This window comes from Lysobacter panacisoli (assembly GCF_009765165.1).
Lineage (GTDB): Bacteria > Pseudomonadota > Gammaproteobacteria > Xanthomonadales > Xanthomonadaceae > Lysobacter_J > Lysobacter_J panacisoli.
Genome location: NZ_VLNU01000001.1, coordinates 3,253,703 through 3,277,413, shown reverse-complemented (window position 1 = coordinate 3,277,413; position 23,711 = coordinate 3,253,703). Strand labels below are relative to the sequence as shown.

At 67.0% G+C, this 23,711-nt stretch carries 26 protein-coding genes; 18 read left to right on the top strand and 8 right to left on the bottom strand.

The annotated features are described in order from the left end of the window. Positions 1 to 59 precede the first annotated feature (59 nt). From FOF45_RS15425 to FOF45_RS15410, 4 genes are all read right to left on the bottom strand, one after another. Positions 60 to 914 (bottom strand): VOC family protein, encoded by an 855-nt coding sequence (locus FOF45_RS15425; RefSeq protein WP_158986387.1) that lies wholly within the window; start codon positions 912 to 914, stop codon positions 60 to 62. A 229-nt stretch (positions 915 to 1,143) separates the two neighbouring features. Continuing rightward, positions 1,144 to 1,593: a peptide-methionine (R)-S-oxide reductase MsrB gene (msrB, locus tag FOF45_RS15420; protein ID WP_158986385.1), complete on the bottom strand. Its 450-nt coding sequence runs from the start codon at positions 1,591 to 1,593 to the stop codon at positions 1,144 to 1,146. A gap of 106 nt (positions 1,594 to 1,699) precedes the next feature. Further along, positions 1,700 to 2,143 carry a cupin domain-containing protein gene (locus tag FOF45_RS15415; protein WP_158986383.1) on the bottom strand — a complete coding sequence of 148 codons (444 nt, stop codon included), beginning with the start codon at positions 2,141 to 2,143 and terminating at the stop codon, positions 1,700 to 1,702. Positions 2,144 to 2,151: 8 nt separating this feature from the next. Further along, the gene (locus tag FOF45_RS15410; RefSeq protein WP_325063861.1) at positions 2,152 to 2,769 is read right to left on the bottom strand and encodes a carboxymuconolactone decarboxylase family protein; all 618 of its coding nucleotides are present in this window, start codon (positions 2,767 to 2,769) and stop codon (positions 2,152 to 2,154) included. A 114-nt stretch (positions 2,770 to 2,883) separates the two neighbouring features. On the opposite strand from FOF45_RS15410, the gene FOF45_RS15405 reads away from it, so the two are divergent. Both FOF45_RS15405 and pdxR read left to right on the top strand, forming a co-directional pair. Then, positions 2,884 to 3,357 (top strand): HvfA family oxazolone/thioamide-modified RiPP metallophore, encoded by a 474-nt coding sequence (locus tag FOF45_RS15405; RefSeq protein WP_158986381.1) that lies wholly within the window; start codon positions 2,884 to 2,886, stop codon positions 3,355 to 3,357. Positions 3,358 to 3,443: 86 nt separating this feature from the next. Beyond that, the gene (gene pdxR, locus FOF45_RS15400) at positions 3,444 to 4,880 is read left to right on the top strand and encodes a MocR-like pyridoxine biosynthesis transcription factor PdxR (RefSeq protein ID WP_158986379.1); all 1,437 of its coding nucleotides are present in this window, start codon (positions 3,444 to 3,446) and stop codon (positions 4,878 to 4,880) included. Positions 4,881 to 4,976: 96 nt separating this feature from the next. Here pdxR and FOF45_RS15395 read toward each other — a convergent pair whose 3' ends face one another. Further along, positions 4,977 to 5,318, bottom strand: coding sequence for a hypothetical protein (locus FOF45_RS15395; RefSeq protein ID WP_158986377.1), 342 nt, complete (start codon positions 5,316 to 5,318; stop codon positions 4,977 to 4,979). 100 nt (positions 5,319 to 5,418) lie between these two features. On the opposite strand from FOF45_RS15395, the gene FOF45_RS15390 reads away from it, so the two are divergent. The 4 genes from FOF45_RS15390 to FOF45_RS15375 all read left to right on the top strand — a co-directional run bounded on the left by FOF45_RS15390 (position 5,419) and on the right by FOF45_RS15375 (position 7,707). Continuing rightward, positions 5,419 to 6,063, top strand: a complete 645-nt coding sequence (locus FOF45_RS15390; RefSeq protein ID WP_158986375.1) for a MarR family winged helix-turn-helix transcriptional regulator — start codon at positions 5,419 to 5,421, stop codon at positions 6,061 to 6,063. 90 nt (positions 6,064 to 6,153) lie between these two features. Next, the gene (locus FOF45_RS15385) at positions 6,154 to 6,390 is read left to right on the top strand and encodes a thioredoxin domain-containing protein (RefSeq protein ID WP_158986373.1); all 237 of its coding nucleotides are present in this window, start codon (positions 6,154 to 6,156) and stop codon (positions 6,388 to 6,390) included. Positions 6,391 to 6,443: 53 nt separating this feature from the next. Then, entirely contained in the window at positions 6,444 to 6,986 is a 543-nt protein-coding gene (locus FOF45_RS15380; RefSeq protein ID WP_158986371.1) for a redoxin domain-containing protein, read from the top strand. Positions 6,987 to 6,999: 13 nt separating this feature from the next. After that, positions 7,000 to 7,707 (top strand): MOSC domain-containing protein, encoded by a 708-nt coding sequence (locus tag FOF45_RS15375; RefSeq protein WP_158986369.1) that lies wholly within the window; start codon positions 7,000 to 7,002, stop codon positions 7,705 to 7,707. A 6-nt stretch (positions 7,708 to 7,713) separates the two neighbouring features. Here the strand turns inward: FOF45_RS15375 and FOF45_RS15370 are convergent, their stop codons facing one another. Together FOF45_RS15370 and FOF45_RS15365 are read right to left on the bottom strand one after the other, a co-directional pair. Further along, entirely contained in the window at positions 7,714 to 8,355 is a 642-nt protein-coding gene (locus tag FOF45_RS15370) for a response regulator transcription factor (protein WP_199244501.1), read from the bottom strand. 5 nt (positions 8,356 to 8,360) lie between these two features. After that, a complete protein-coding gene (locus tag FOF45_RS15365; RefSeq protein ID WP_158986365.1) occupies positions 8,361 to 10,550 on the bottom strand; it encodes a two-component system sensor histidine kinase NtrB in 2,190 nt (729 codons plus the stop codon). 106 nt (positions 10,551 to 10,656) lie between these two features. Between FOF45_RS15365 and FOF45_RS15360 the strand changes: the two genes are divergently transcribed. The 8 genes from FOF45_RS15360 to FOF45_RS15325 all read left to right on the top strand — a co-directional run bounded on the left by FOF45_RS15360 (position 10,657) and on the right by FOF45_RS15325 (position 18,663). Next, entirely contained in the window at positions 10,657 to 11,070 is a 414-nt protein-coding gene (locus FOF45_RS15360) for a response regulator transcription factor (protein ID WP_158986363.1), read from the top strand. A gap of 86 nt (positions 11,071 to 11,156) precedes the next feature. After that, positions 11,157 to 11,696 carry a DUF3302 domain-containing protein gene (locus FOF45_RS15355; protein WP_199244500.1) on the top strand — a complete coding sequence of 180 codons (540 nt, stop codon included), beginning with the start codon at positions 11,157 to 11,159 and terminating at the stop codon, positions 11,694 to 11,696. 3 nt (positions 11,697 to 11,699) lie between these two features. Beyond that, positions 11,700 to 12,881 (top strand): HlyD family secretion protein, encoded by a 1,182-nt coding sequence (locus tag FOF45_RS15350; RefSeq protein WP_158986361.1) that lies wholly within the window; start codon positions 11,700 to 11,702, stop codon positions 12,879 to 12,881. A gap of 7 nt (positions 12,882 to 12,888) precedes the next feature. After that, positions 12,889 to 14,355, top strand: coding sequence for an efflux transporter outer membrane subunit (locus tag FOF45_RS15345; RefSeq protein WP_158986359.1), 1,467 nt, complete (start codon positions 12,889 to 12,891; stop codon positions 14,353 to 14,355). Between the two features lie 13 nt (positions 14,356 to 14,368). Next, positions 14,369 to 15,436, top strand: a complete 1,068-nt coding sequence (cax, locus tag FOF45_RS15340) for a calcium/proton exchanger (RefSeq protein ID WP_158986357.1) — start codon at positions 14,369 to 14,371, stop codon at positions 15,434 to 15,436. Positions 15,437 to 15,439: 3 nt separating this feature from the next. Further along, positions 15,440 to 16,111 (top strand): potassium channel family protein, encoded by a 672-nt coding sequence (locus tag FOF45_RS15335; RefSeq protein WP_158986355.1) that lies wholly within the window; start codon positions 15,440 to 15,442, stop codon positions 16,109 to 16,111. A gap of 72 nt (positions 16,112 to 16,183) precedes the next feature. Further along, positions 16,184 to 17,002 (top strand): hypothetical protein, encoded by an 819-nt coding sequence (locus FOF45_RS15330; RefSeq protein ID WP_158986353.1) that lies wholly within the window; start codon positions 16,184 to 16,186, stop codon positions 17,000 to 17,002. Further along, positions 17,002 to 18,663 carry a mechanosensitive ion channel family protein gene (locus tag FOF45_RS15325; protein ID WP_158986351.1) on the top strand — a complete coding sequence of 554 codons (1,662 nt, stop codon included), beginning with the start codon at positions 17,002 to 17,004 and terminating at the stop codon, positions 18,661 to 18,663. The genes FOF45_RS15330 and FOF45_RS15325 overlap by 1 nt, the downstream gene beginning before the upstream one ends. 16 nt (positions 18,664 to 18,679) lie before the next feature. Here the strand turns inward: FOF45_RS15325 and FOF45_RS15320 are convergent, their stop codons facing one another. After that, positions 18,680 to 19,582 carry a LysR family transcriptional regulator gene (locus tag FOF45_RS15320; protein WP_158986349.1) on the bottom strand — a complete coding sequence of 301 codons (903 nt, stop codon included), beginning with the start codon at positions 19,580 to 19,582 and terminating at the stop codon, positions 18,680 to 18,682. A gap of 111 nt (positions 19,583 to 19,693) precedes the next feature. Between FOF45_RS15320 and FOF45_RS15315 the strand changes: the two genes are divergently transcribed. The 4 genes from FOF45_RS15315 (at position 19,694) to FOF45_RS15300 (ending at position 23,706) form a co-directional block, all read left to right on the top strand. Then, a complete protein-coding gene (locus FOF45_RS15315) occupies positions 19,694 to 20,884 on the top strand; it encodes a Bcr/CflA family efflux MFS transporter (RefSeq protein WP_158986347.1) in 1,191 nt (396 codons plus the stop codon). Between the two features lie 44 nt (positions 20,885 to 20,928). Next, positions 20,929 to 21,852 (top strand): NmrA family NAD(P)-binding protein, encoded by a 924-nt coding sequence (locus tag FOF45_RS15310; protein ID WP_158986345.1) that lies wholly within the window; start codon positions 20,929 to 20,931, stop codon positions 21,850 to 21,852. 81 nt (positions 21,853 to 21,933) lie between these two features. Continuing rightward, a complete protein-coding gene (locus FOF45_RS15305; RefSeq protein WP_158986343.1) occupies positions 21,934 to 22,851 on the top strand; it encodes a LysR family transcriptional regulator in 918 nt (305 codons plus the stop codon). Positions 22,852 to 22,995: 144 nt separating this feature from the next. Further along, positions 22,996 to 23,706, top strand: a complete 711-nt coding sequence (locus tag FOF45_RS15300) for an SDR family NAD(P)-dependent oxidoreductase (RefSeq protein ID WP_158986341.1) — start codon at positions 22,996 to 22,998, stop codon at positions 23,704 to 23,706. The last annotated feature ends 5 nt before the right edge of the window (positions 23,707 to 23,711 follow it).

Here is a 23,711-nt window from a genome sequence, read left to right as displayed (position 1 = left end):
GTCACGGCAACAGCCTGGTGACCTTCCGTGGATGGGGTTGGAAACGCCAGTGCGAGCGATCAGCCCGATGTGGCCGGAAGCATCCGCTGGCGTGCCTGGAACGCGTCCTGGAATTTCCGCTTGACGGGACCGAGCGCCTGCACGAACTCGAGCTGTTCGCCTTCCGGCCCTTTGCAGTAGATCAGCGACCAGCCGTCGGACTGGCCTTCCGTGATCCGGTTGGAGTTCGCTTCGATCGGCGCGGCGAGGCGCTGCTGTTCGGTGGCGACGTTGATCACGCGATTCGCCTTCACCTGCGTCATGCCACGGCGCGCGGATTCGGCCTCCAGGTCGCGGATGAAAGTATTGAAGTCGACGTCGTCGCGCAGGTAGAAGCAGATATGCATCGAGCGCGGGAAGGCCGGACTCATGTGGTCCCGCGGCTCGGCGAAGCTGTTGCCGCGCCCCATCGGCTCCCCGGCATCGCGGTACTGCAGCAGCTCGATCACGACGTTGTCGAACTGGATGAAGCGCACGTCGAGCCGTTGCGCGCCGCCGCGCAGATCGGGGATTCCGAGCGTGCGCGGATTGACCTTGCGCTCGCGCGCGACGATGTCCTCATCCGCCAGCAGGGTGTTATGGATGCGATCGCCGTGGAAGTCGCCGTCGCGCATCACCTCCGTTCCGCCGAGCACCTCGGTATAGAACTCGAATGCACGGTCCATGTTCTGCACGGTCAGGCCGAAATGCTGCACCCCCTGCAGTCGCGCGCCCAGCGAGCCGGGTGCGAGCCGTGCGGCTGCACGACTCGCCTGCGCCGGGGAGACGCCCGGCAACGTCGAGGCGGCCAGGCCAGCCAGCACCGCCGAGCCCGTCGTGAGCAACATGTCGCGCCGGGCGGCGTCGATCTCGCGGGCGTCGGGAGCTGCCTTCATGGAATGGTCCCCTGCATTGCCGACTGCAGTCAGCCTATGCGGGCCATCGCACGCTCGGAAAGTACAAAAATGCGGAAAACCGGCGGCCCGAACGGCCGCGCGGCTACCTTTCATTGGGTGCTGAAATCGTTCCGGATCAAGGATGTGACGCGCATCGTGGAGACTGCACTCGAAGCCGCACGCGCAGCTCCGTAACATCGCTTCCCCGCTTCCAGACAGACGACCCGCATCAGCGCACGTCTTCGACCTGGTCGACCCACGCGCCGTAACCGGCCGCTTCCATCTCCTCGCGCGGGATGAATCGCAGAGCTGCCGAGTTGATGCAGTAGCGCAGGCCGCCGCGATCGCGCGGACCGTCCTCGAATACATGCCCAAGATGGCTGTCGCCGTGCGCGGAACGTACTTCCGTGCGAATCATGCCGTGCGACGTATCGCGCAGCTCCTTGACGTGGGCGGACTCGATCGGCTTGGTGAAACTCGGCCAGCCGCAGCCGGATTCGTACTTCGACGACGACGCGAACAGCGGCTCGCCGGAAACGATGTCGACGTAAATGCCCGGCTTCTCGTTGTGCAGGTATTCGCCGGTACCGGGACGTTCGGTCGCGCCTTCCTGGGTGACGCGGTACTGCTCGGTCGTGAGCTGGGCGACGGCTTCCGGGGTCTTGCGATAGTCGTTCATGGCGGAACTCCTGGGGGAGAGGGCTCCCCTGCAGATGGGGGCGGTGGGGCCGGCTCCAAAGGTCCCCTGCTCCGCGGCCCGCATCGCGGGCCACGGCGGCAAGGTGTCAGCGGGACGCCGGCTTGTCCTTCGGCGCGAGCGGCGTCAACAGCGGGCTGTCGCCATCATTGAGGATCCACACCAGCAGTTTTGCCGGCTTCGTGGTGCTGGCATTCTGCGACACGAGGTGGTTCGTTCGCGGCGTCTCGTACCACGATTCACCGGCGCGATAGGTGACCGGCGCTTCGCCTTCGAGCTGCGAGATCACCGAGCCTTCCAGCACATAGGCGATCGCGGAACCGGCGTGCACGTGCGGGATCGATCGCTGGCCCGGTGCGTACTCGACCGTGAAGGCGAGCGCCTTCTTTCCCGGCGCGTCCGCTAGCACACGCTCCTGCAGCATGGTGATCTTCTCTTCTCCATCGCCTTCGCCCGGACCGTGGGCGAACACCGGCGCAGCGATACCGAAAGCCGTGGCCAGCAGCACGACGGGTGCAATGCGGATGTTCATGGCGCCCCTCACGTCGCGGAAACCGAGCGAAAACCGACGGCAAGGCGGTTCCAGCTGTTGATGGCGTTGATCGCGAGCGTCAGGTTCACGCGCTCCTTCTCGTCGAACTCGCGGCTCAACCATTCGTAGTCCGCGTCCGGCGCGCGGGTGTCCGCGATGCGGGTCAGCGATTCGGTCCATGCCAGCGCAGCGCGCTCGCCTTCGGTGAAGAACGGCGCCTCGCGCCACACCGCGACCGCGTACAGGCGACGCTCGCTCTCGCCCTTCTTGCGCGCATCGCTGGTGTGGAGGTCGACGCAGTACGCACAGCCATTGATCTGCGAAGCGCGCACTTTCACGAGCTCGACCAGCGATGGCTCCAGGCCGAGTTTTCCGACGGCGCCTTCAAGCGCAAGCATCGCCTTGGCGGCGTCGGGAGAAGCTTTGTAGAAGTCGAGACGGGGTTGCATGGTGGGGATTCCGTTGGGGAGTGACGTCATCGTAGGACCGCTCTGCACCGCCGGAAGGCGCCAATTCCGGGAATTTCCGGAGGCCACGAAATGTGCTGCCGAATGATGGGTGAACGCAGCCATTTCCGGTTTGTATCGCAATGTCACAGGCCCGCCGTCGGCCACGTCCTGATACATGGGAACGCGACTAGCGACACATGCACGACACGCCGCGGCCGCGAACTGGCAACCGCTGCGCGCCGCACCGTCAACGTTGCGGGCGCGTCGCATCCCCCTCATTGGAGCAACCAGATGTCCACGATCAACACACGCAAACCCGCCGGCATGTTCGGCATCGCCCTCGCTGGCCTCGTCCTGAGCGGCTCCGCCTTCGCCGTCGAACCACTCGCACAGGGCTACCTGCTCGGCGCCGCCCATGCCGCCGCCGAGGGCAAGTGCGGTGAAGGAAAGTGCGGCGAAGGCAAATGCGGCGGTGCGCCGAAGGCTGCCAAGGCGAACGCCGCCATGAAGACCGTCGAAGGCAAGTGCGGCGAGGGCCAGTGCGGCGATGCCCGCTTCGCGTCCGCCGACACCGACAAGGACCACCTCGTTTCGCGCGCCGAATTCGTCGCCGTCGTGCCGGGTGGCGAAGCCATCTTCGCCTCGAAGGATCCGAACGGCGACGGCTTCATCTCCGAAAAGGAGGCCTACCAGAACGTGAAGAAGGCGTACGACGCCAACGGCAAGCCCATGCCGCGCGGCCTGTTCGCGAACCTTCCGGAATGATGCGCGGCGGCGGCCCGGAATTTGCCGGGCCGCCGTCCTCCCGTCACCGATTCCGTCACGTCCACGATCCCCGATAATCGCCTCACATGGAACTGCACGTCGTCATCGAAGGCACGCGCGGGCTCGCCGACCAGGTCTATCGGCAACTCCGTGATGCGATCCGCGCGGGCCGGCTCGCGGCAGGCCAGCGGCTGCCACCGTCGCGCCTGCTTGCGGAACAGCTCGGCGTGTCGCGCAAGACCGTGGCGCAGGCGTATTCGAAACTCACGCTCGATCGACTGATCGTCACCCAGGTCGGTGCCGGCACGTTCGTCGCATCGCGCCTGCCGCAGTCGTCGCGACCGCTGGCGCAGGAGGATCTTGCCGGCCGTGCGGTCGCGCGCCAGTGGCAAGGCGTGGAGACGCCGCTGCGCCATCCCCTGCCCGACGCACGCCTCCGTTATGAGTTCATCGCCGGTGCGTCGTCGCGGCGCCTCTTCCCCGAAGAGGAGTGGCGCCAGTGCGCGCTGCATGCCTTGCGTCGCACCTCGACGCTGCGCGGCTTCTATGCCGAGCCCGAGGGCCTGCTCGAACTACGCGATGCAGTGAGCCGCCACGTCGGGTTCAGTCGCGGCGTCGATTGCCGCGCCGACGACCTGGTCATCACCAACGGCGCGCAGCAGGCGCTCGATCTGATCGCGCGCGTGCTGATAGAGCCCGGTTCCATCGTGGCGATGGAAGAACCCGGGTATCCGTTGGCGCGGATGTTGCTGGAGGCGCAGCGGGCGCAGGTAGTGCCGGTTCCGGTGGACGACGAAGGCATTCGCGTCGACCTGATTCCCGGCGGCACGCGCCTCATCTACACGACGCCGACGCACCAGTTCCCGCTCGGCATGCCGATGAGCATGGCACGACGCCATGCTCTTCTGGACCGTGCGCGCGAGCTTGGCGCGATCGTGGTCGAGGACGACTACGACAGCGAATTCCGCTACACGGCACAGGCCTTCGAACCGCTGCAGACGCTGGACCGATGGGGACTGGTCGCTTACATCGGGACGTTCTCGAAATCGCTGTCGCCCGAGCTTCGACTGGGCTACGCCATCGCGCCGCCGGCGCTGCGCGCCGCCCTCGTCAATGCCAAGCACCTGTCCGACTGGCACAGCACGACGATGCTGCAATGGACGCTGGCGCGTTTCATGACGCAAGGGCATCTGCTCAAGCACATCCGACGTTGCCACGACGTCTACGGCGAACGTCGCGAATGCCTGCTCGCGCGGCTCTCTGGCGATCTTTCACCGTGGCTGGAAGCGCTGCCGACCGTGGCCGGCTTCCACCTGGCCGTACGGTTCCGCCGCCCCATTCCGACCACACAGCTGTGCCAGCTCGCGCGGCGCGTCGAGGTTGGCCTGTATCCGCTCGACGAGTGCTATCGCCTGCCTTCGCCTAACCCGGGTCTGCTGCTCGGCTTCGGTGCCATCGAAGCGGAAGACATCAATCCCGCACTGGATCGAGTGCGCACGATCCTCGAGCAACTGGATGCCTGAGTAAATGACTTCCGCCAGTTCGCGGATATGGCCACTCGATGGCTTTCAGGATACGACTGCGTTCGTATCGGTGAGGGAACAACCTCGCGGGCGGGCTCACATCCCTTCTGGTCGTCCCTTGCGAGCCTCTCGCCTCTCCCGCGCGGCGGCTCGCTGGCGCTTGTGACGCTTGCGGGCCTTCGACTTCTTTCGGACGGTCGGGCTGCCCATCGGATCCTGACGCTTACCGGGCCATAGCGCCGCCCCCACAAGTGCCGCGCCGAGCAGGCCGAAGTAGACCGCCGCCGTGGTGCTGCCATTCGACGCGCAGATGTCACTCGCAACGCTGTAACCGTTCTTCTCCGCGCATGCGACGAACGGATTGGTGAAGAGCCGATAGCTCTTCCAGAACACAACTACGGAGGCCGCCAGGCACCAGAGCCTCGTGGTCAGCGTCATTTTCCACTCCCAGAACCAGCCCCTTCCCGCCCGATCATAAGGGGGCTGACCCGACGAACGGTAGTTGATCCTATTAGTTAGGACTCCTATCTTACACGCCATGAGTGAAGACGCCCGCCAACGCGAACAGGCCGCCGCAGGGCTGGAGCAGCTGTCATCGCTGGTCCGGGCGCAGTCCTGGCGCAACGAGGGCACCCCCTCGCTGCCCCCGACCCAGGCCGCGGTGCTGCGGATGCTGGCTGGCTCGGACGAAGGCCTCCGTGCTCGTCAGATCGCCGATCGCCTCGGCGTGTCGGCGGCCAGCCTGAGCGATTCGCTCAAGGCGATGGAGGCCAAGGAGTGGATCGCCCGCTCGCCCGATCCGGACGACAAGCGCGCTTCGGTGATCCGGCTGAAACGTAGCGGACGCGCACTCGCCACAAGGCTGAACCACCCCGCGCGCGGCATGGTGTCGTTGCTGCAGGGGCTCGATACCGACGATGTCGGCGCGCTGCTGCGGGTCACGCAGCTGCTCGTCGGACAGGCGCAACAGCAAGGCCTGGCCACCGGCCTGCGCACCTGCATGGGCTGCGAGTTCTTCAAACCCTTCGGCTCGGGCGATGCCGCACGGCCGCACTACTGCGGCTTCATCCGAGCCGCATTCGGCGACGCCGAACTGCGCACCGATTGTGCCGACCAGTCGCCGGCCGACGACGAACTTCTCGCCGCGAACCGCGAACGGTTCCGGCTCCGACTTCCGCCCTAGGCGGAAAAAAGTGGGCGACGACCGACTGTCATCGATCGCCGCCCGGTTTCCTCCACCCACCCTGTAGAGCAAGCAAGAGGAGTCATCATTATGCGCCAGAAGGCCGTTTTCTATCATGCCGGTTGCCCGGTCTGCGTCGATGCCGAGCGCCAGCTCGCCGCGTCGCTCGACCCGGCCCGTTTCGACGTCGAGATCGTCCATCTCGGCGATCAGAAGTCGCGCGTCGCCGAAGCCGAAGCCGACGGCGTGAAGTCCGTTCCCGCGCTGGTGCTGGGCGGACTGCCGCTGCACATCAACTTCGGTGCCGACATCGCCGACCTGCGCTGAGAACATCGCATCGCCCGCATCGTCGTGATGCGGGCGTTTCTCCGGACACGATCATGGACACTTCTTCCCCTTCCCTCGCGCCCGCCTTGCAGGTGGAACGCTGGTTCAACACCTCCTCACCGATCACACTGGATTCGCTGCGCGGCAAGGTCGTCATGCTCGAAGCCTTCCAGATGCTCTGCCCCGGCTGCGTCTCGCACGGACTTCCCCAGGCCCAGCGCGTGCATTCGACCTTCGCCCGCGAACAGGTCGCGGTGATCGGGCTGCACACCGTCTTCGAACACCACGAAGCGATGACACCAGTCGCGCTGCAGGCCTTCCTGCACGAATACCGCATTCCCTTCCCCGTCGGCGTCGACCGCGCCGGCATCGACGGTCCGATTCCGCAGACCATGCAGGCCTATGCGATGCGCGGCACGCCCACGCTGACGCTGATCGACCGCAACGGCCGCATTCGCCACCAGCACTTCGGGCAGGTTGGTGATCTGGTGCTCGGCGCACAGATCGCCTCGCTGCTCGGTGAACCCGTCGTCGATGCGAAGGACGAAATCACGGAACAAGCCGGCTGCAGCGCCGACGGCTGCGCCATCGCGTGATACCACCGCGCACATGAAACCGGCCAGGTCCGTTCCCCTGCTCGCCGTGCTGTCCGGCCGAGCCGTTCCGTACACACGGCCCGGCACGTCGAGCGCCATCGCCAAGCGACCGTTTTCGGGACCGGTGCGTGTGACGGTCGAAGGTCTTGTCGGCGACGAGCAGGGCGACCGGCGCGTGCACGGTGGCCCGGACAAGGCCGTGCATCACTATCCCTTCGACCACTACACCTGGTGGCGCGGTGAACTCGACGACGCGGTCCTGCTGAACTCACCCGGCGCGTTCGGCGAGAACCTCTCCACTATCGGCTGGACCGAGGACGACATCTGTCTTGCCGACGTCGTACGCATCGGCACCGCGTTGCTGGAAGTCTCGCAAGGCCGGCAACCGTGCTGGAAGCTCAACGACCGCTTCGGCGATCCGCGCGTGGCGCGACGCATGCAGCACAGCGGCCGAACCGGCTGGTATTACCGCGTGCTCGAGGAAGGCGACATCGTGGCGGGCGACACGATGGAGCTGGTCGAACGTCGCCATCCGGACTGGTCGATCAGGCGGCTCTCCGACCTGCTGTTCAACCGCACGCTCGATCGTGACTGGCTGCAGGACGCGGCACAGCTTCCATTGCCGCCATCGTGGAGGAAGCTGATCGAGCATCGCCTCGCACACGCGGCAGTGGAGTCGTGGGAACGCCGGCTGCACGGCCCCGAACGAATCGACGACTGATCGGGCTCAGCGCACCGGCTCGCGACCGCGTCCGCAGGCCGCCACGGGCACGTGCGCGTGTTCGGAGAAGCGCACGAGCTCGGCGACGGAGTGCATCCCCAGCTTCTGCATGATGCGCGCGCGATGCGCCTTCACCGTCTTCTCGGCGATGCCCAGGTCGGAGGCGATCTGCTTGTTGAGCCGCCCGGCAAGGACGTGCGGCAGGACCTCGTACTCGCGCGGCGATAGCGTCGTCAGCAGCGCCTGCGCACGACGTTCCTCGAGCAGTTGTTCGCGCGCCTTCGCGTCCATGTCGAGACCACGCCGCACGGCTTCCAGCAATGCATCGACATCCACCGGCTTGGTCAGGAAATCGATCGCGCCGGCCTTCATCGCACGCACGCTGCTGGCGATATCGCCGCAACCGGTGAGGAAGATGACCGGTTGGGTGGCGCCGAGTTCGGCCAGGCGCGTCTGCAACTCCAGACCGTCCATTCCCGGCATCGAAAGATCTAGGACGATGCAACCCGTGGTCGCGGCATCGAAACTGCCCAGGAATTCCTGCGTGGACGCGCTCAGTGCGACGTCCATGCCGTCGCTCGCCAGCACGCGTCCCAGTGCCGTGAGCACGCTGGGATCGTCATCCACGATGTGCACGACCGCTGCCACGGGCATCACTCCAGGCCTGGAAGGTCAAAACACACTCGAGCGCCACCGGATTGCGCGTTCTCCGCCCAGATCCGACCGCCGTGGGCGCGCACGATTGTACGACACACGGCCAGCCCCATTCCCATGCCGCTGGGCTTGGTCGTCTCGAACGGCGTGAAGATGTTCTCCAGCATGTGTTCGGCGATGCCGTGCCCGGTATCGACCACTTCCGTACACACGCCCGTGTCGGAGTGGAAGGTGCGCACGGTCACCACGCGTTCGCCCTGCTCGGCCATCGCGTCGCACGCATTCACGATCAGGTTCAGGATCACCTGCTGCAACTGCACGCGGTCTCCAAACACACGCGGCACGGCCGGATTGAGGTCGAACCTGCAACCGACGCCACGATTGAGCAGGTCATTGCGCATCAAGCGCAGCGAATCCTGAACCACTTCGTTCAGGCTGAGCGGGCGATGTTCGCGGTGTTCCTTCTTGAGCAGGCCGCGCATGCGGCTGATCACCTGCCCTGCACGGCGGTCGTTGTCGACGATGTCGGCAAGGATCTCCTGCACCTCGCCGATGTCCGACGGATCGCGCCGCAGCATGCGTTGCGCCGCCTGTGCGTTGCTGAGGATTGCCGCCAACGGCTGGTTGAGTTCGTGCGCGAGCGAGCCCGACAGTTCGCCCAGCATCGTCACGCGCGACAAGTGCGCCAGTCCTTCGCGTTCCATCGCCACCTCCTGCTCCATGCGCTTGCGCTCGGTAAGATCCACCACCGCGGCTACCACGTGCAACTGGTTGTCCAGGTGCATGGGCCCGAGGCCGACCTCGAGCGGGAATTCGCGGCCTTCGCGGGTCACGCCGAACAACTCCATCGCCTGCCCCATCGTACGTGCGCTCGGATGGGCGGCGAAACTCTGCCTGTGCTCCGCGTGGCGCGTTCGCAGGCGGTCCGGAAGCAACGCATCGATGTGCACGCCCGCCATCGAGTCGTACTCGAACATGCGCGCGGCCTGTTCGTTGGCGAAGCGGATCCGGCCCTTCGCATCGACCAGCAACAGCGCGCTCGGTGCCGCCTCCAGCAGCGAACGAAGCTGCTCTTCCTCGCTGCGGCGGCGCGTCACGTCCTGGGTGACGCCGCGCACCATCAGCGGACCGCCGCGATCGTCGAACTCGACACTGCCGTGCAGGCTGATCCAGCGCCGTTCGCCGTCCGGACCGGCGATGCGGTAGTCCAGCTCGTAGTTCGGCTCGCGGATCGCCTTGTGGAACGCCTTGCGCACGAAGTCCGACTCGTCCGTGTCGACATGTGCGAACAATGCGCCCTCGACACGGCCATCCGCCCCGTCCGTGCCGAGGAGCTCACGGTTGTTGCCGTTCTCCACGAACTCGTCACGCGCCACGTCCCAGTACCACAGCCCCAGGCCCGACGTGGCCGCTGCCATGTCCAGATCGCCCTGGATACGCAGACGGCGCAGTTCGCTGTCGTGCAACATCGTGCTCAACTGGCGGGAGCGGAACAGATCGCCACCGAGCTGCCAGCTGACGACGATCATCAGCACGATGAAGCTCGGCGTCGCGGTCAGCGGCACCTTCGGCATGCCCATCGCCATCAGCAGCGCCGAGGCCATCATCAGCACGACCAGCAGGAACCAGCCGCCGCACACCACCAGCACCGCGTGGCGCTTGTCCTCCGCGCCCTTCATGCCGCGGAACAGGTTCTGCGCCAGGTAGGCCAACAACAGCAGATTGCTGGCCTGCGAGACCGCCAGCCACGGATTGAGCGCGCCGACGGGATAATGGATCGGCACGCCCCACCAGTGGGTGATGGCGACCCCCTCGATCGAACGGAAGTTGAGATTGACGCCGGTGGTGAAGTCCAGCACCACGCTCAACCAGCGCAGACCCACCGCCGCGAGCGCGAGCGTGGTCGATCCGTAGCCCGGGAACGAGCGGTGCACGACGAACACCAGCGCCGTCACCATCACCGCCACGGGCACGTGCATCCAGCGGAACAATACGGCCATGCGCTCGGGCGACGCCGTGTGCAGCGCGGCAAGTTCCAGCAGTGTGAGTGCTGCGACTGCGAGTGCCGCGACTGCGAAGGCCATGTGAAGATGCGCGCGGCGTTGACCCAGCCACACCAGTCCGTGGACGAGCGCAAGCACCAGGCTGGTTGAGGCCAACATCGGCCATGTCAGGTCGACCCAGTTCATCATCGCGTCCTCGACGATTGAACTACGGGCGCCTCGCCGGCGCCGACTAGCGACAACGCGATCCGAGCCTGGCACCGGTCATGGGCCCAAGGGCCAATTGCCCGTTGTGGCGGCAAACGCCACGGTAGCCCCGATGACCGGAAAATCGCCCCTCGTCGCGGTGGTGGATGACGAAGAGGACGTGCGACACGCCCTGCTCCGTCTTCTTCGATCCGCAGGTTTCGACGTCCTGGTCTACGGATCGGGCACGGAATTCCTGCGCCATGTGCAGGATAGCGCGCCCGATTGCGTCGTGCTCGATCTTCACATGCCCGGCCAGAGCGGCTTCGATGTGCAGCGCTCGCTGAGCGAACGCGGCCTGCCGATCGGCGTCGTGGTCCTCACCGGCAACGACACTCCGGACGGACGCATGCGCGCGATGGCCAACGGCGCCGACGCGTATCTGTGCAAGCCGGTGGACGATGAGCTGCTGATCGGGGCGATCCTCGACGCGATCCGGCAACGCGGACCACCCGCATGAACCGGCGGCGCTCCCTTCCCCCGCCCTGGTGCCCGGTCATGAACGCAGCGTGTTTCCAATCCGGTTCCCGTCGACGACGCCACGACGTGTCGATCGTGATGCTGTTCGCAGCCGCCAGTCTGCCGGCGACCTCGCACGCGTCCCTGCTCAGCGGCGAAGCACTCGACACCGCGGCCAACGTTGTCGCCTGGCTTGCACTGATCATCGTGCCGGTCGCACTGATCTCCGCGTTCTGGATCGTGCACATCCTGCCGGAGAAGATCGCGGAGAAGCGCAGGCATCCGCAGCTCGATGCGATCAAGATTCTGTGCCTGCTCTCGCTGGTGTTCGGCGGCATGCTGTGGCCGCTCGCCTGGCTGTGGGCCTATACGCGGCCGGTACTGCACAAGATGGCCTACGGCACCGATGTCGCAAGCCACCAGAGCCACGGCGAGGCGATTTCGCCACTGCACGATGCCGAAGTGGAGAGCGGACCGGCGTTGGAGGCGAGCGAAGCGAACGCGCGCGACCGCCAGCCGGAAGTGGACGAGCTCAAGCGCCGCATCCGCTCGCTCGAGATGGCGCTGGCGATGGCCAACGACCCGTCGCGCGGCGGACGCGCGCGCACCGGCGACGACGAGGAGTGAGCCGTGGAGATCATCCTTCTCCTGATCTATTCGTTCTTCGTCTGGCTGATCTTCTTCAAGTTCAAGTGGCTGCCGTGGAACTTCGTCTCGCAGGTCATCGTGATCTCACTGCCGATCTTCGCGCTGACCGCGCTGATCCTGATCCTCAACGTGGTCGCCCCGTCGTCGTCCGACGTGCGCGCGATCAACTACGTGGTGCAGATAGTGCCGCGCGTCACCGGGCGCGTGATCGAAGTGCCGGTGGAAGCCAACCGGCCAGTGAAAAAGGGCGACGTGCTGTTCCGCATCGATCCGGTGCCTTTCCAGCAGCAGCTCGCCGCGCTCGAAGCCAAGGTGCCGGAAATGTCGGCCAAACTCGACAGTGCGCAGGCGTACCAGCGCGAGTTGGGCGAGGAACTCAAGTCGGCGCGCTCCACACGCGATGCGTTGTCATCGCGCCTGCAGCTGGCGGAACGGCGCGAACGCCAGACCAACGAGCTTGCGCAGACCGGTGCGGGTTCCAAGTTCGACCACGAACAGGCGCAGACCGAAGCGGCGAGCCTGCGCGCGGAACTGCTGTCGACGACCGCGCAGATGGCGCAGGTGCAGCAGAAACTCTCCGCACAGACGCGCGAAGGCCAGCTCTCCGAAGTCGCGCAGGCACGCGCGGCGCTCGAACAGCTGAAGGCGCAGGTCATCGAAGCGCGCTGGCAGCTCGACCAGACCACGGTCTACGCGCCCGCCGACGGCAGCGTGATCAACCTGCAACTGCGTGAAGGCTCCTACGCCGCCAGCCTGCCGCTGACGCCGGTGATGAGCTTCGTCGAGAAGGAACAGTGGATCCTGGCGATGTACTCGCAGAACGAACTGCGCAACGTGAAGCCCGGCAACGAGGCCGAGATCGCGCTGAAGACCGCGCCCAACCAGATCATCAAGTGCGTGGTAGATTCGGTGGTCTGGGCATCGAGCACCGGCCAGTTGCCGATCAGCGGCATGATCCCGCAGAGCGGAACCACACCGCTGCCGCCGGGACGGATCGCAGTGCGTCTGCGTCCAACCGGCAAGGACGAGCACGCGTTCATCGCGATGGGCGCGCAGGGCCAGGGGGCGATCTACACCGAGCACGGCAAGCTGATCCACATCGTGCGCAAGGTGATCATCCGGGTCAGCACCAAGCTCGACCTGCTCGTGCTGAAGCTGCACTGAGGCGGCCATGCGCGCAGCCACGCACGCCCGCCGCATCCACGCCCTCCACGCCGCGATCGCGTGCGCGCTCGTGGCGTTCACGGGTTGTGCGGTGCTGCGCGAACCCACCGGCGCCGAAGTCCAGTCGCAGGCGCTGGGTCGCACCGCGATTCCGCCGAACTGGTCCGCCGAAGCCAGTGCCGCTCAGGTCGACGACGGCTGGCTGTCCACGTTCGACGACCCGACGCTGGTGCAGCTGGTGCACGAAGCGCTGGCGAACAACCCCGACCTGCTGATGGCCGCCGCGCGCGTCGAACAGGCGAATGCGCAGGTCGACATGGCCGAAGCGCAATTGAAACCGGCGATCGGACTGCTCGGGCGCGCCGGCTCCAAGCCTGTCGCCGACCTGGTGCCGCTGCTCAGCGGCGTGATGCTGCGCCTGAGCTGGGAAATCGATCTGTGGGGGCGCATGCGCTACGCGCGCAATGCCGCTCGCGCCGCTCGCGACGCGAGCAGTGCCGACTACCGCTACGCGCAGCAGTCGCTGGCGGCCAGCGTCGCGCGCGCTTGGTTCGTCGCCAGCGAGACGCGACTGCAGATGCAACTCGCCGACGAGATGGCGACCTCGGCCGGACGACTGGTGGACCTGACCGAACATCGTGAACGCGTCGGCGCCGGAAGCGAAAGCGAAACACTGATCGCGCGCAGCAACCTGTCCACTTACGACGACGCGCGCCAGCAGATGCAGCTCGCAAACCGGCAGGCACTGCGCGCACTGGAGACCCTGCTGGGACGTTATCCCGGCGCGACGCTGGGTGCACGCGACACGCTCACGCCGTTCCCGGGCCCCGTCCCCGCAGGCATTCCGATGGATGCGTTGAACCGACGGCCGGACATGGTCGCGGCCGAGCGGCGTGTTGCTGCGGCGTTCGACAAGGTCGGCGAGGCGAAGGCGGCGATGCTGCCCACGTTGACGCTGTCGGCCGGCTACGGCCGCATCAGCAACGAGGTGGTGGAAACGCGCGAGGATCTCGAGCAGACCACATCGTCCGTTGCCGCAACGGGCGTCATGCCGATCTACACCGGCGGTCTGCTCACCGGCCAGGTGCGCCTGCGCACCGCCGAACAGAAGGAAGCAGTGGCCGACTACGCGCGCCGCGCGCTCATCGCGCTGGGCGAAGTCGAGGATGCGCTGGATGCCGAGCGCGTCCTCACCGAGCGCGAACGCATCCTTCGCGACGCCGCCAGCGCGAGCCGACGCGCGACGACGCTGGAGGAAACCTCGTACCGGATCGGCAAGTCGGACCTGCGCGCGGTCAACCAGCGCCAGCTCGCGACATGGGCGGCCGAGATCGCACTGCTGAGCGTGCAGCGCGAACGGCTCAGCCGGCGCATCGATCTCCACCTCGCACTCGGCGGGAATTTCGGCACCGCCGAGGAAGTGGCAAGCGCCACGCCGATCGAACCCGCGCGCGATCGCGCCGGAACCAACTGAGACGGAGCGGACGATGAAATGGCTCCTCGTCCTGATGCCGCTGGCCATCGCCCTGGAGCACTTCGCACCGGATCGGCCGTTGCTGGTATTCGTCGTCGCCGGTCTTGCGATCGTGCCGCTCGCGTCGTTGATGGCGCAGGCAACCGGATCGCTGGCGGCGCGCCTGGGCCCCGGCATCGGTGGCCTGCTCAACGCGACGTTCGGAAACGCGGCCGAACTCATCATCGCCCTTGCCGCACTGCGCAACGGCCTGCACGACATGGTCAAGGCCTCGATCGCCGGCACCATCATCGGCAACATCCTGTTCGTCCTCGGTGTTGCGATGGTTCTGGGCGGGTCTCGGCATGGCGAGCAGCGCTACGAATCGCGCGCCGCCCGCACGCAGGCGACGATGCTCACGCTCGCGGTGATCGCCCTGGTCCTGCCGGCGGTTTACCGCGCCATCGTGCCGACGGAGGAAGCTGCGCTGAATTCGATGAGCACGTTCCTCGCGATCGTGCTGCTGCTCGTGTACGTGGCCAACGTCGCCTTCACGCTGATGCACAGCAAGGTGCCGAAGAACAATGGCAACGACGCGCACGCCGACACCCTGCACCACGGTCCGCTGTGGAGCCCAGCCCGCGCCTCGCTGGTGCTGGGTGCCGTGAGTCTGGGCATCATCTGGCTCAGCGAGATCCTGGTCGGCGCGGTGGAACCGGCGAGCAAGTCCCTTGGGTTGTCGGACGCGTTCACCGGCGTGTTCGTGCTTGCCGTGATCGGCGGTGCGGCGGAACAGGCCACCGCGATCGTGGCCGCGCGCCAGAACCGGATGGACCTGGCGATGTCGATCGCGCTCGGTGCGAGCGTGCAGCTGGCGCTGCTGGTGGCGCCGTTGCTGGTGCTGCTGAGCTACGTCATCGGACCGCATCCGATGGGATTGGTGTTCGGGCCCGGGCTGGTCGTCACCATCCTGCTTTCGGTGATGATCACCGGACAGGTCGCCAGCGATGGTCGCACCGACTGGCTGCGTGGCGTGCAGCTGCTCGCGGTGTACCTGATCCTGGGCGCGGTGTTCTTCTACGTGCCGAACGCGTCGGGGTGATCCATGACGGCCACCACGACACCCGCCAGCGTGTTCCAGCAGCGCCGCTACATGATCCTGTTCTTCGCGCTGCTGGCGACCATCGCGATCGGCCCGTTGCTGCAGGCGATGCCGCTCGGCCGCGCGACGATGGAAGCGCTGGTGGTGGTCAGCCTGTTGGCCGCGGTATTCCCCATAGTGGCGACGATGCAGCGTCGCATGCTCTACGCGCTGGTCGTGGTCGCCGTGCTGATGCGCGCCTGGTCTTCGCAGATCGATGCACCCGCCTTCATCGTCGCCGGCGCGCTGATCTGGTGCCTGGTCGCGGCATGGGCGGCATTCCGCGCGGTCCGGCATTCGATGAGCTCGGTGAAAGTCAGCTCGGAGCGGATGTACGCCGCGCTGAGCGCCTACCTGCTGGTCGGCGTGTGCTGGGGCGTTCTGTACGCAGCGCTGGCGCGGGCGGTACCGGGTGCCTTCTACGTCTTCGGCGCACCGGCCGAGCACGCCATCAGCATGGCCGAGGCGATCTACTTCAGCTTCGTCACGCTGGCAACGCTCGGCTACGGCGACATTACGCCCGGCACCGCACCTCTGCGCGGGTTGGCGGTGTTCGAAGCCATCTTCGGTCAGCTCTACCTGGCCATCCTCGTCGCGAGGCTGGTCGGCCTGCACACCGCCGAACACACCCGATGAACTGCCTGCAACACCTCGCTTGAAATCGCCCCGCCTCGAATCACTCCGCTTGCAATCACGATGGGAGGACACATGAAAACGCACCGCACCGCATTCGTCGCCATGCCCCTGCTGGCCGCGTTCTCCCTGCCCTGCTTCGCGGTGGAGCCGCTGGATACGTTCAGCGCACGCGTCGGCCTGTACGTCACCGACTTCGATACCGAGGTGCGCGCCGACGGCGAAACCAGTGCCGGCACGCGCGTGGACCTGGAACGCGACCTCGGCCTGGACAGCAGCAACAACATCGCGTTCGTCGGCCTGACCTGGCGGCCGTTCGACCACCATGAGTTCGGCTTCTCGTACTACCAGGACGACGCCGACGCGACGCGGCGGATCAACCGCGACATCGAGTTCAACGACACGCTGTACGAAACCTCCAGCACCGTTCGTGCCGCGCTCGATCTCGACGCCTACGAGGCCTATTACGTCTGGTGGGCCGCGTCCAAGGAGAACTGGGCGCTGGGCCCGCGCTTCGGCCTGCTGTGGTACAGCATGAGCCTGGAGCTGTCTCTGGAAGTGGATGCCAACGGTAACCAGATCGGTGGCCAGGTCAGCGAGAAGATCGATGCCGACCTGCCCGCACCGACGATCGGCGGCAGCTGGCGCTGGGCGCCGGTGGACGACTGGCGCTTCTCCGCCGACGTGGGCTACTTCTCCGCCGACGTGGACAACATCGATGCCGACATCACCTTCGGCCGCGCCGGTGTGGAGTGGTTCCCGTGGGAAAGCACCGGCATTTCGCTGGACTACACGGTGCGCAAGATCGAAGCCGACGCCGAACGCTCCAGCTTCCTCGGCAACCTCGACTTCGTCGACAGCGGCATCCGCCTGGGCGTCACCTATCGCTTCTGATGAACGGCGCGTCGCCCCGCTCCGCCCACGTCCTGCGTCGCGTGCTGCGGCGCGGGCTGTCCGTGCTGCTGGCATTCGCCTGCACCCTCGCGGTCGCGCAGCCCGCCACGTCGCCGCCCACCACGGCGACGGCAGCGCCGCCTGCACACACGGCGACCGCGCGCTACTTCAACCGCGACATCGCGACATTCCGCTCGACGTTCCTCGGCAATACGCCACAAATGCGCGCGCGCGCCGCCGAGGCCAACATCGCGCGCATCGTCGATGTGCCCGGTGAGGCGCAGGTCAGCTACGAGAACGTGCCGCAGGGCGTGGTGATCCTGCTGGAGAAGCAACTGGTCACCGTGCTCACACCGGCCGATCGCGACCTGCTTCGCAACGAGACGCTCGATCAGATGCGTGCGCGCACCATGACGCGACTGCAGGCTGCGGTCGGTGCCGCCGAACAGGCGCGTCGCCCACAGCGCATCCTGCAAGGGATCGGCTGGGTGCTGGTGGGCACCGCCATCGCCTTCACCCTGCTCTATCTGCTGCGCTGGTTCGTACGCCGCGTGCGCCATCGCGTCGATGCCTGGCTCCAGGTACGACTCTCGCAGCTGCGCAGCGAATCGGCCCGCCACTTGCTCAACGGCCTGATCATCAGCGCACGCAGCTTCGCGCGCGTGTCGATGTGGCTGCTCGTCGCGCTGGTGTTCGAGGAATGGCTGCGTTTCGCGTTTGGCCGATTCCCGTACACGCAACCGTGGGCGGAGGCGATGACGGGCTGGATCGGCGGTCGCCTGAGCGACTTCGGCCGCTCGATCGTCGGCGCGCTGCCGGGGCTGTTCACGGTCTTCGTCATCCTGCTTCTGGCGCGAGTGGTCGCGCAGGCGATCCGGGTCACTTTCGCCGGCGTGCAGAGCGGGCGATTCCAGTTCGTCGGCATCGACCAGCAGCTGGCCGAGCCGACGCGCAAGATCGTCACCGGGATCGTGTGGCTGTTCGCGATCGCGATGGCCTATCCGTACCTGCCCGGCGCCGAAACGGACGCGTTCAAGGGATTGAGCGTGTTCGTCGGCCTGATGGTGTCGCTGGGCGCATCGAGCATCGTCGGCCAAGCCGCGGGCGGCTTCACGCTGCTGTATTCGCGCACCATGATCCCCGGCGACGTGGTGCGGATCGGCGAGACCGAAGGCGTGGTCCAGCAGATCGGCCTGTTCACGACGCGCCTGCGCACGCCGCTCGGCGTGGAGGTAAGTTTCCCCAACAACGTCGTGCTCGGCGGACAGCTCCACAACTATTCGCGCAACCCCGACAGCCCGGGCATGTGGATCGAATCGACCGTGACCATCGGTTACGACTCGCCCTGGCGGCAGATACATCGACTCCTGCTCGACGCGGCCCGGCGCACCGACGGCGTGCAGACGACGCCCGCGCCTTTCGTCGCACAGGCCGAGCTGGAGGACTTCTACGTCAAGTACGTCCTGCGCTCGCACATCGTCGACCTGCCGCGACGCTGGCTGATCCGCAGCGACCTGCACGCGAACATCCAGGACGCCTTCAACGAGGCCGGCGTGCAGATCATGTCGCCCAACTACGAGGCCGATCCCGAGGGAGCCAAGATCGTTCCCCGCGAGTACTGGGAAGGCCGCCCGAACGCGCACGATCCGGCGTCGCGCTGAGTCCGCACCACCCTGCTCAGGCGGCCGCGCCCAGCAGCGTGCGCAAACGTGGCGACGCGAAATCGATGAACGCGCGGATCTTCATCGGCAAGGGTCGGCGCGGTGCGTACAACAGGTTCACCGGATCCGGCGCGGGTTGCTGGTCTTCCAGCACGTATGCGATCCGTTCCGACGCGATCGCGTCCACGGCCTGGTACGACAGCAGGTGGCCGATGCCCAGTCCCTGTATCACGGCTTCCAGCGAGGCTTCCGCCGTGCTCACCGCGATGCGGCTGCGCACCGGGCCGTCGTAGTCGAGCCAGCCGTGCGCGAAGTCCCAGCGACCGGACGAACCCAGCGTCTCCAGCACGATGCAGTCGTGGCCGGCGAGATCGGCCACGCTGCGCGGCGTGCCTCGACGCGCCAGGTACTCGCGGCTCGCGCACATCATCCGTCGAGCCTGGCCGACCGGCACCGCGACGAGGTTGCCGTCGCGTGGCGTGCCCATCCTCACCGCGACATCCACATGGTCCTCGACGAGGTTCACGCTGAAGTCGGTCTGTTGCAGGCGAACCCGGATGTCGGGGTACTCGCGCAGGAAATCGCACACGATCGGCAGCACGTGCGTGCGACCGAACACGTGCGTCGCGCTGACCACCAGTTCGCCGGTGAGCGCCACGTGCTCCCCCGACGCCATGCGCTCGGCCTCGGCGACCTGTTCGAGGATGCGTCTGCATGCGGCGACGTAGCGCGCTCCCGCTTCGGTCAGGTTCAACCGCCGCGCGCCGCGCACCAGCAGTTGCGTGCCGAGGTGCTTCTCCAGTTCGGACACTCTGCGGCTGACGTTCGTCAGGGGAATGCCGAGCGCGCGCGCCGCGGCCGACAGGCTGCCCGCCTCCACCACGGCCGCGAGCACGGTCATTGCTTCGAGTCGGTCCATCATCCTTCCACCTTGCGGAAGACCTGTTTCCAAAATTACCGGCTACTGGCCCGGATCGGAAGGGTCTACGTTCGCTCCTGCAGCCAGCCCGCTGTTCCAGAGCCAACGAAGATGCGTACCGAATCCAGCCCCGCCGTGATCCTCCTGCTCGCCGCGCTCACCGCGCTGGCGATGCTCGCGACCAATATCGTCCTGCCGGTGATGCCTGCCATGATCGCCGACCTCGGCGCGTCCGCATCCGCCGCCGCGCCGGTGCTGTGGTCGTTCCTCGCCGTGTTCGCGGTCGGCCAGCTCTTCGCCGGCCCGCTGTCGGATCGCTTCGGCCGTCGTCCGATCCTGTTCAGCGGACTGGCGATCTTCGTGGCCGGCAGCGCGATCGCCGCGAGCGCGGACGGACTCACCGCGCTGCTGGCCGGACGCGCCCTGCAGGGCCTGGGCGCGGCGGCGGCATCGGTGCTGTCGCGCGCGGTGCTGCGCGACCTGTTCGAAGGCGCGGCGCTGGCGCGTGCGCTGGGCTGGGTCATGTCGATCATGGCCGCCGCGCCCGGCTTCGCGCCGCTGCTCGGCGCCCTGATCGGCGAAGCCTGGGGCTGGCGTGCCACCCTCGTCGCGCTGATCGCGGTCGCCGTCGTCATCGCCATCGCGCACCAGCGCATCGCTGGCGAAACCCTGCCCGCGACGCAGCGCAGCCGCCTCGGCGCTCGCGCGCTCGCGCGCGGCTACGCCGCGCTGCTGGCGAATCCGCGATTCACGCGCCCCGCGCTGGCGAACGCGCTGACGATGGGCGCGCTGTTCGCCTACTTCGCGGCGACGCCCGTCGTGTTGCGTGGCTTCGGCATCGGCACGGTCGGCATCGGCTTGTTCTTCGGTGTGGCGGTGTTCGCGGTATTCGCCGCATCCTTCCGCGCACCGCGCCTGGCCGCGCGCGTCGGTCCGGCACGCGTGATCGCGCTCGGGCTGTCGATCGCCGCCGTGGCTGCCGGCATCGCCGTGGCGAGCACGCTGTCGGATGCGCATGGCCTCATCGTCTACGTCGTCGCAGCCGCGGTGTTCCTGTTCGGCGTCGGCCTGATCATCCCCGCCTCGACCGCGCTGACGCTGGGCCCGTTCGCCGCGCAGGCCGGCCAGGCATCGGCGCTGCTGGGCTTCCTGCAGATGGCGTCCGCGACCGTCGCACTGCTTGTGCTCCCGTCCATCGCGCTGCCGCCGGCCGCGACGCTGGCGACGATCATCGCAGCCAGCGCGCTGTTGGCGCGCATCGCACTGCGTCCCGGCCGCGAGCCGCTTCCCGCGGCAGCCTGAAAGCCCGACATCTCCCTTCCTCACCGATACGTAAGTGAACTCCCATGAACATCCATGAGCAACGTCCCATCCTCGTGACCGGCGCCGCCGGCGACATCGGCGCGGTCGGCCGCAACATCACGACGATGCTGATCGAGAAGGGCCATCGCGTCCGCGCACTGGTCCGCCGCGAAGACGAACGCGCCCAGCAACTGCGCGACCTCGGCGCCGAAGTCGTGCAGGGCGACCTGACCGACCTCGCCTCGATGCACCGCGCGATCGAAGGCGTGTCGCGCCTGTACTTCGGCATGTCGGTCTCGCCGGCCTACCTCGAAGCGACGATCAACGTCGCCGCCGTCGCACGCCACCACGGCGTCGAAGCGTTCGTGAACATGTCGCAGATGACCGTCACCCAGATGAGCATCAGCGAGACGACGCCGAGCCCGCAGCACAAGCTGCACTGGCTCGCCGAACAGGCGCTGGCGTGGTCGGGTCTGCCGGTGATCACCGTTCGTCCGACCGTGTTCCTGGAAGGCTTCTTCCTGCGCCTGGTCGCCGCCGGCGTGCGCGAACGCGACGAGCTGGTGCTGCCGCTCGGCGATGCGCGCACCTCGCCGATTTCCGCCATCGACGTCGCTCGCGCGGTCGCCGCGATCCTCGACGATCCGGCGCCGCACATCGGCCACGTCTACAACCTCACCGGCTTCGAGTCGGCGAATGTCGAACACCACGCCAAGGCGTTCTCCGAAGCGCTTGGACGCACGATCCGCTACCGCGACGTGCCGGTCGCCGCGTGGGGCGACACGCTGCGCCAGATCGGCGTCCCTGCGCACCTGCTCGACCACCTCACCGCGATGGCCGACCTGCACCAGCAGGGGCGTTACGACCGCATGACCGACGACCTGCTGCGCCTGACCGGCCAGGGACCGATGAGCGTGAGCGAATTCGTCCGCCGCAACGCCGCGCAATTCGCCCGACCGGTCGCATGAACGCGCCCGCGTCCGGATGACGGCAACACGTACAAGGTGGTCAAATCCACGCAGGCACGATGGCAAGGACCGGGAGCGAACGTGGACCGCATCGATGCGATGAAGGTGTTCATCGCCGCGCTGGACGAAGGCAGCCTCGCCGGTGCGAGTCGTCGCACCGGACGCTCGGCAGCCGCGGTGAGTCGCGCCGTCGCGTTCCTCGAAGCGCACGTCGGCGTTCCGCTGCTGCACCGGACCACGCGCTCGATCAAGCTCAGCGAGGCCGGTGAACGCTACGCCGCCGCCTGCCGCAAGGTGCTGGCCGACCTCGACGAAGCCGACCGGCAGGCCGCCGGTGAACGCTCGGTCCCGCGCGGCACGCTGACCATCACCTCGACCGTGTTCTCCGGTGTGGAGATCCTGCGTCCCATCGTCGACGCGTTCATGGACGAACATCCGACCGTCAACGTGCGGATGCATCTGTTGGAGCGCCCGGTCAACCTGATCGACGAAGGGATGGACCTCGCGCTGCGCATCACTCACCTCGCCGATTCCACGCTGGTGGCGCAGCGGATAGGCGAAGTACGGCGCGTCGTGGTCGCCGCGCCGCGCTATCTCGACTCGCACCCGCGCATCGACGACCCGTCTGACCTGGCGAAGCACCCGATCATCGCGATGGCGCACATGGGCCAGGATTCGTGGAGTTTCCCGCCGCTCGAAGGATCGGCCGTGGCGCGTTCGGTATCGTTCACGCCGCGACTGGTGGTGAACAACGTGCGTGCCGCGATCGCCTCGGCCGTTGCCGGCCACGGCGTCGCGCGCCTGTTCTCGTACCACGTCGCCCCGGAAGTCGCCGACGACGCACTGCGCATCATCCTTGCCGATGCCGAACCGCCACCGATCCCGGTGAGCCTGGTGTCGCCGCACGGACGCCTTGCGGTGCCGAAGGTCCGTGCGTTCGTCGACTTCGCCCTGCCCCGCCTGCGCGCGGCTTACGCGGGCCTCGATACGCCGCGCTGACCGACCCGATTGCACCGCCGCGCGGAAGAATGTCTGCCGCGCGACGTGGATTCCGTCGTGGGTGCCGTGATCCCAGATTGAGTCGCGTCGGAGCCGCCGGCCTGTGCCGACGGCATTCCGGCTCCCCTCACACTGGAGTCAACCATGAGCACTTCCCGCAAGGTCGCCATCGTCACCGGCGCATCGCAAGGCATCGGCGCCGGCCTCGTACAGGCATTCCGCGATCGCGACTACTTCGTCGTCGCCAACTCGCGCAACATCAAGCCGTCGAACGATCCCGACATCCTCACCGTCGCCGGCGACATCGGCGATCGCGCCGTCGCCGAGCGCATCGTGAGCGAAGGCCTGACGCGCTTCGGCCGGATCGACACACTGGTCAACAATGCCGGCGTGTTCCTCGCCAAGCCGTTCACCCAGTACACACCGCAGGATTATGCGAGCACGCTGGCGGTGAACGTCGACGGCTTCTTCCACGTCACTCAGGCGGCCCTTTCGCAGATGGAGAAACAAGGCAGTGGCCACGTAGTCAGCATCACGACCAGCCTCGTCGACCACGCCATCGATGGTGTGCCGTCGGTCCTCGCCTCGCTCACCAAGGGCGGCCTCAACGCGGCCACGCGTTCACTCGCCATCGAGTACGCCAAGCGCGGCATCCGCGTGAACGCCGTCTCGCCGGGCGTGATCCGCACGCCGATGCATGCGCCGGAGACGCACGAGTGGCTCGCCGCCCTGCATCCGACCGGTCGCCTCGGCGAGATCGACGAAGTCGTGCAGGCCGTGCTGTACCTCGAGTCCGCGGGGTTCGTGACAGGCGAGATCCTTCACGTCGATGGTGGCCAGAGCGCCGGACACTGACGCGC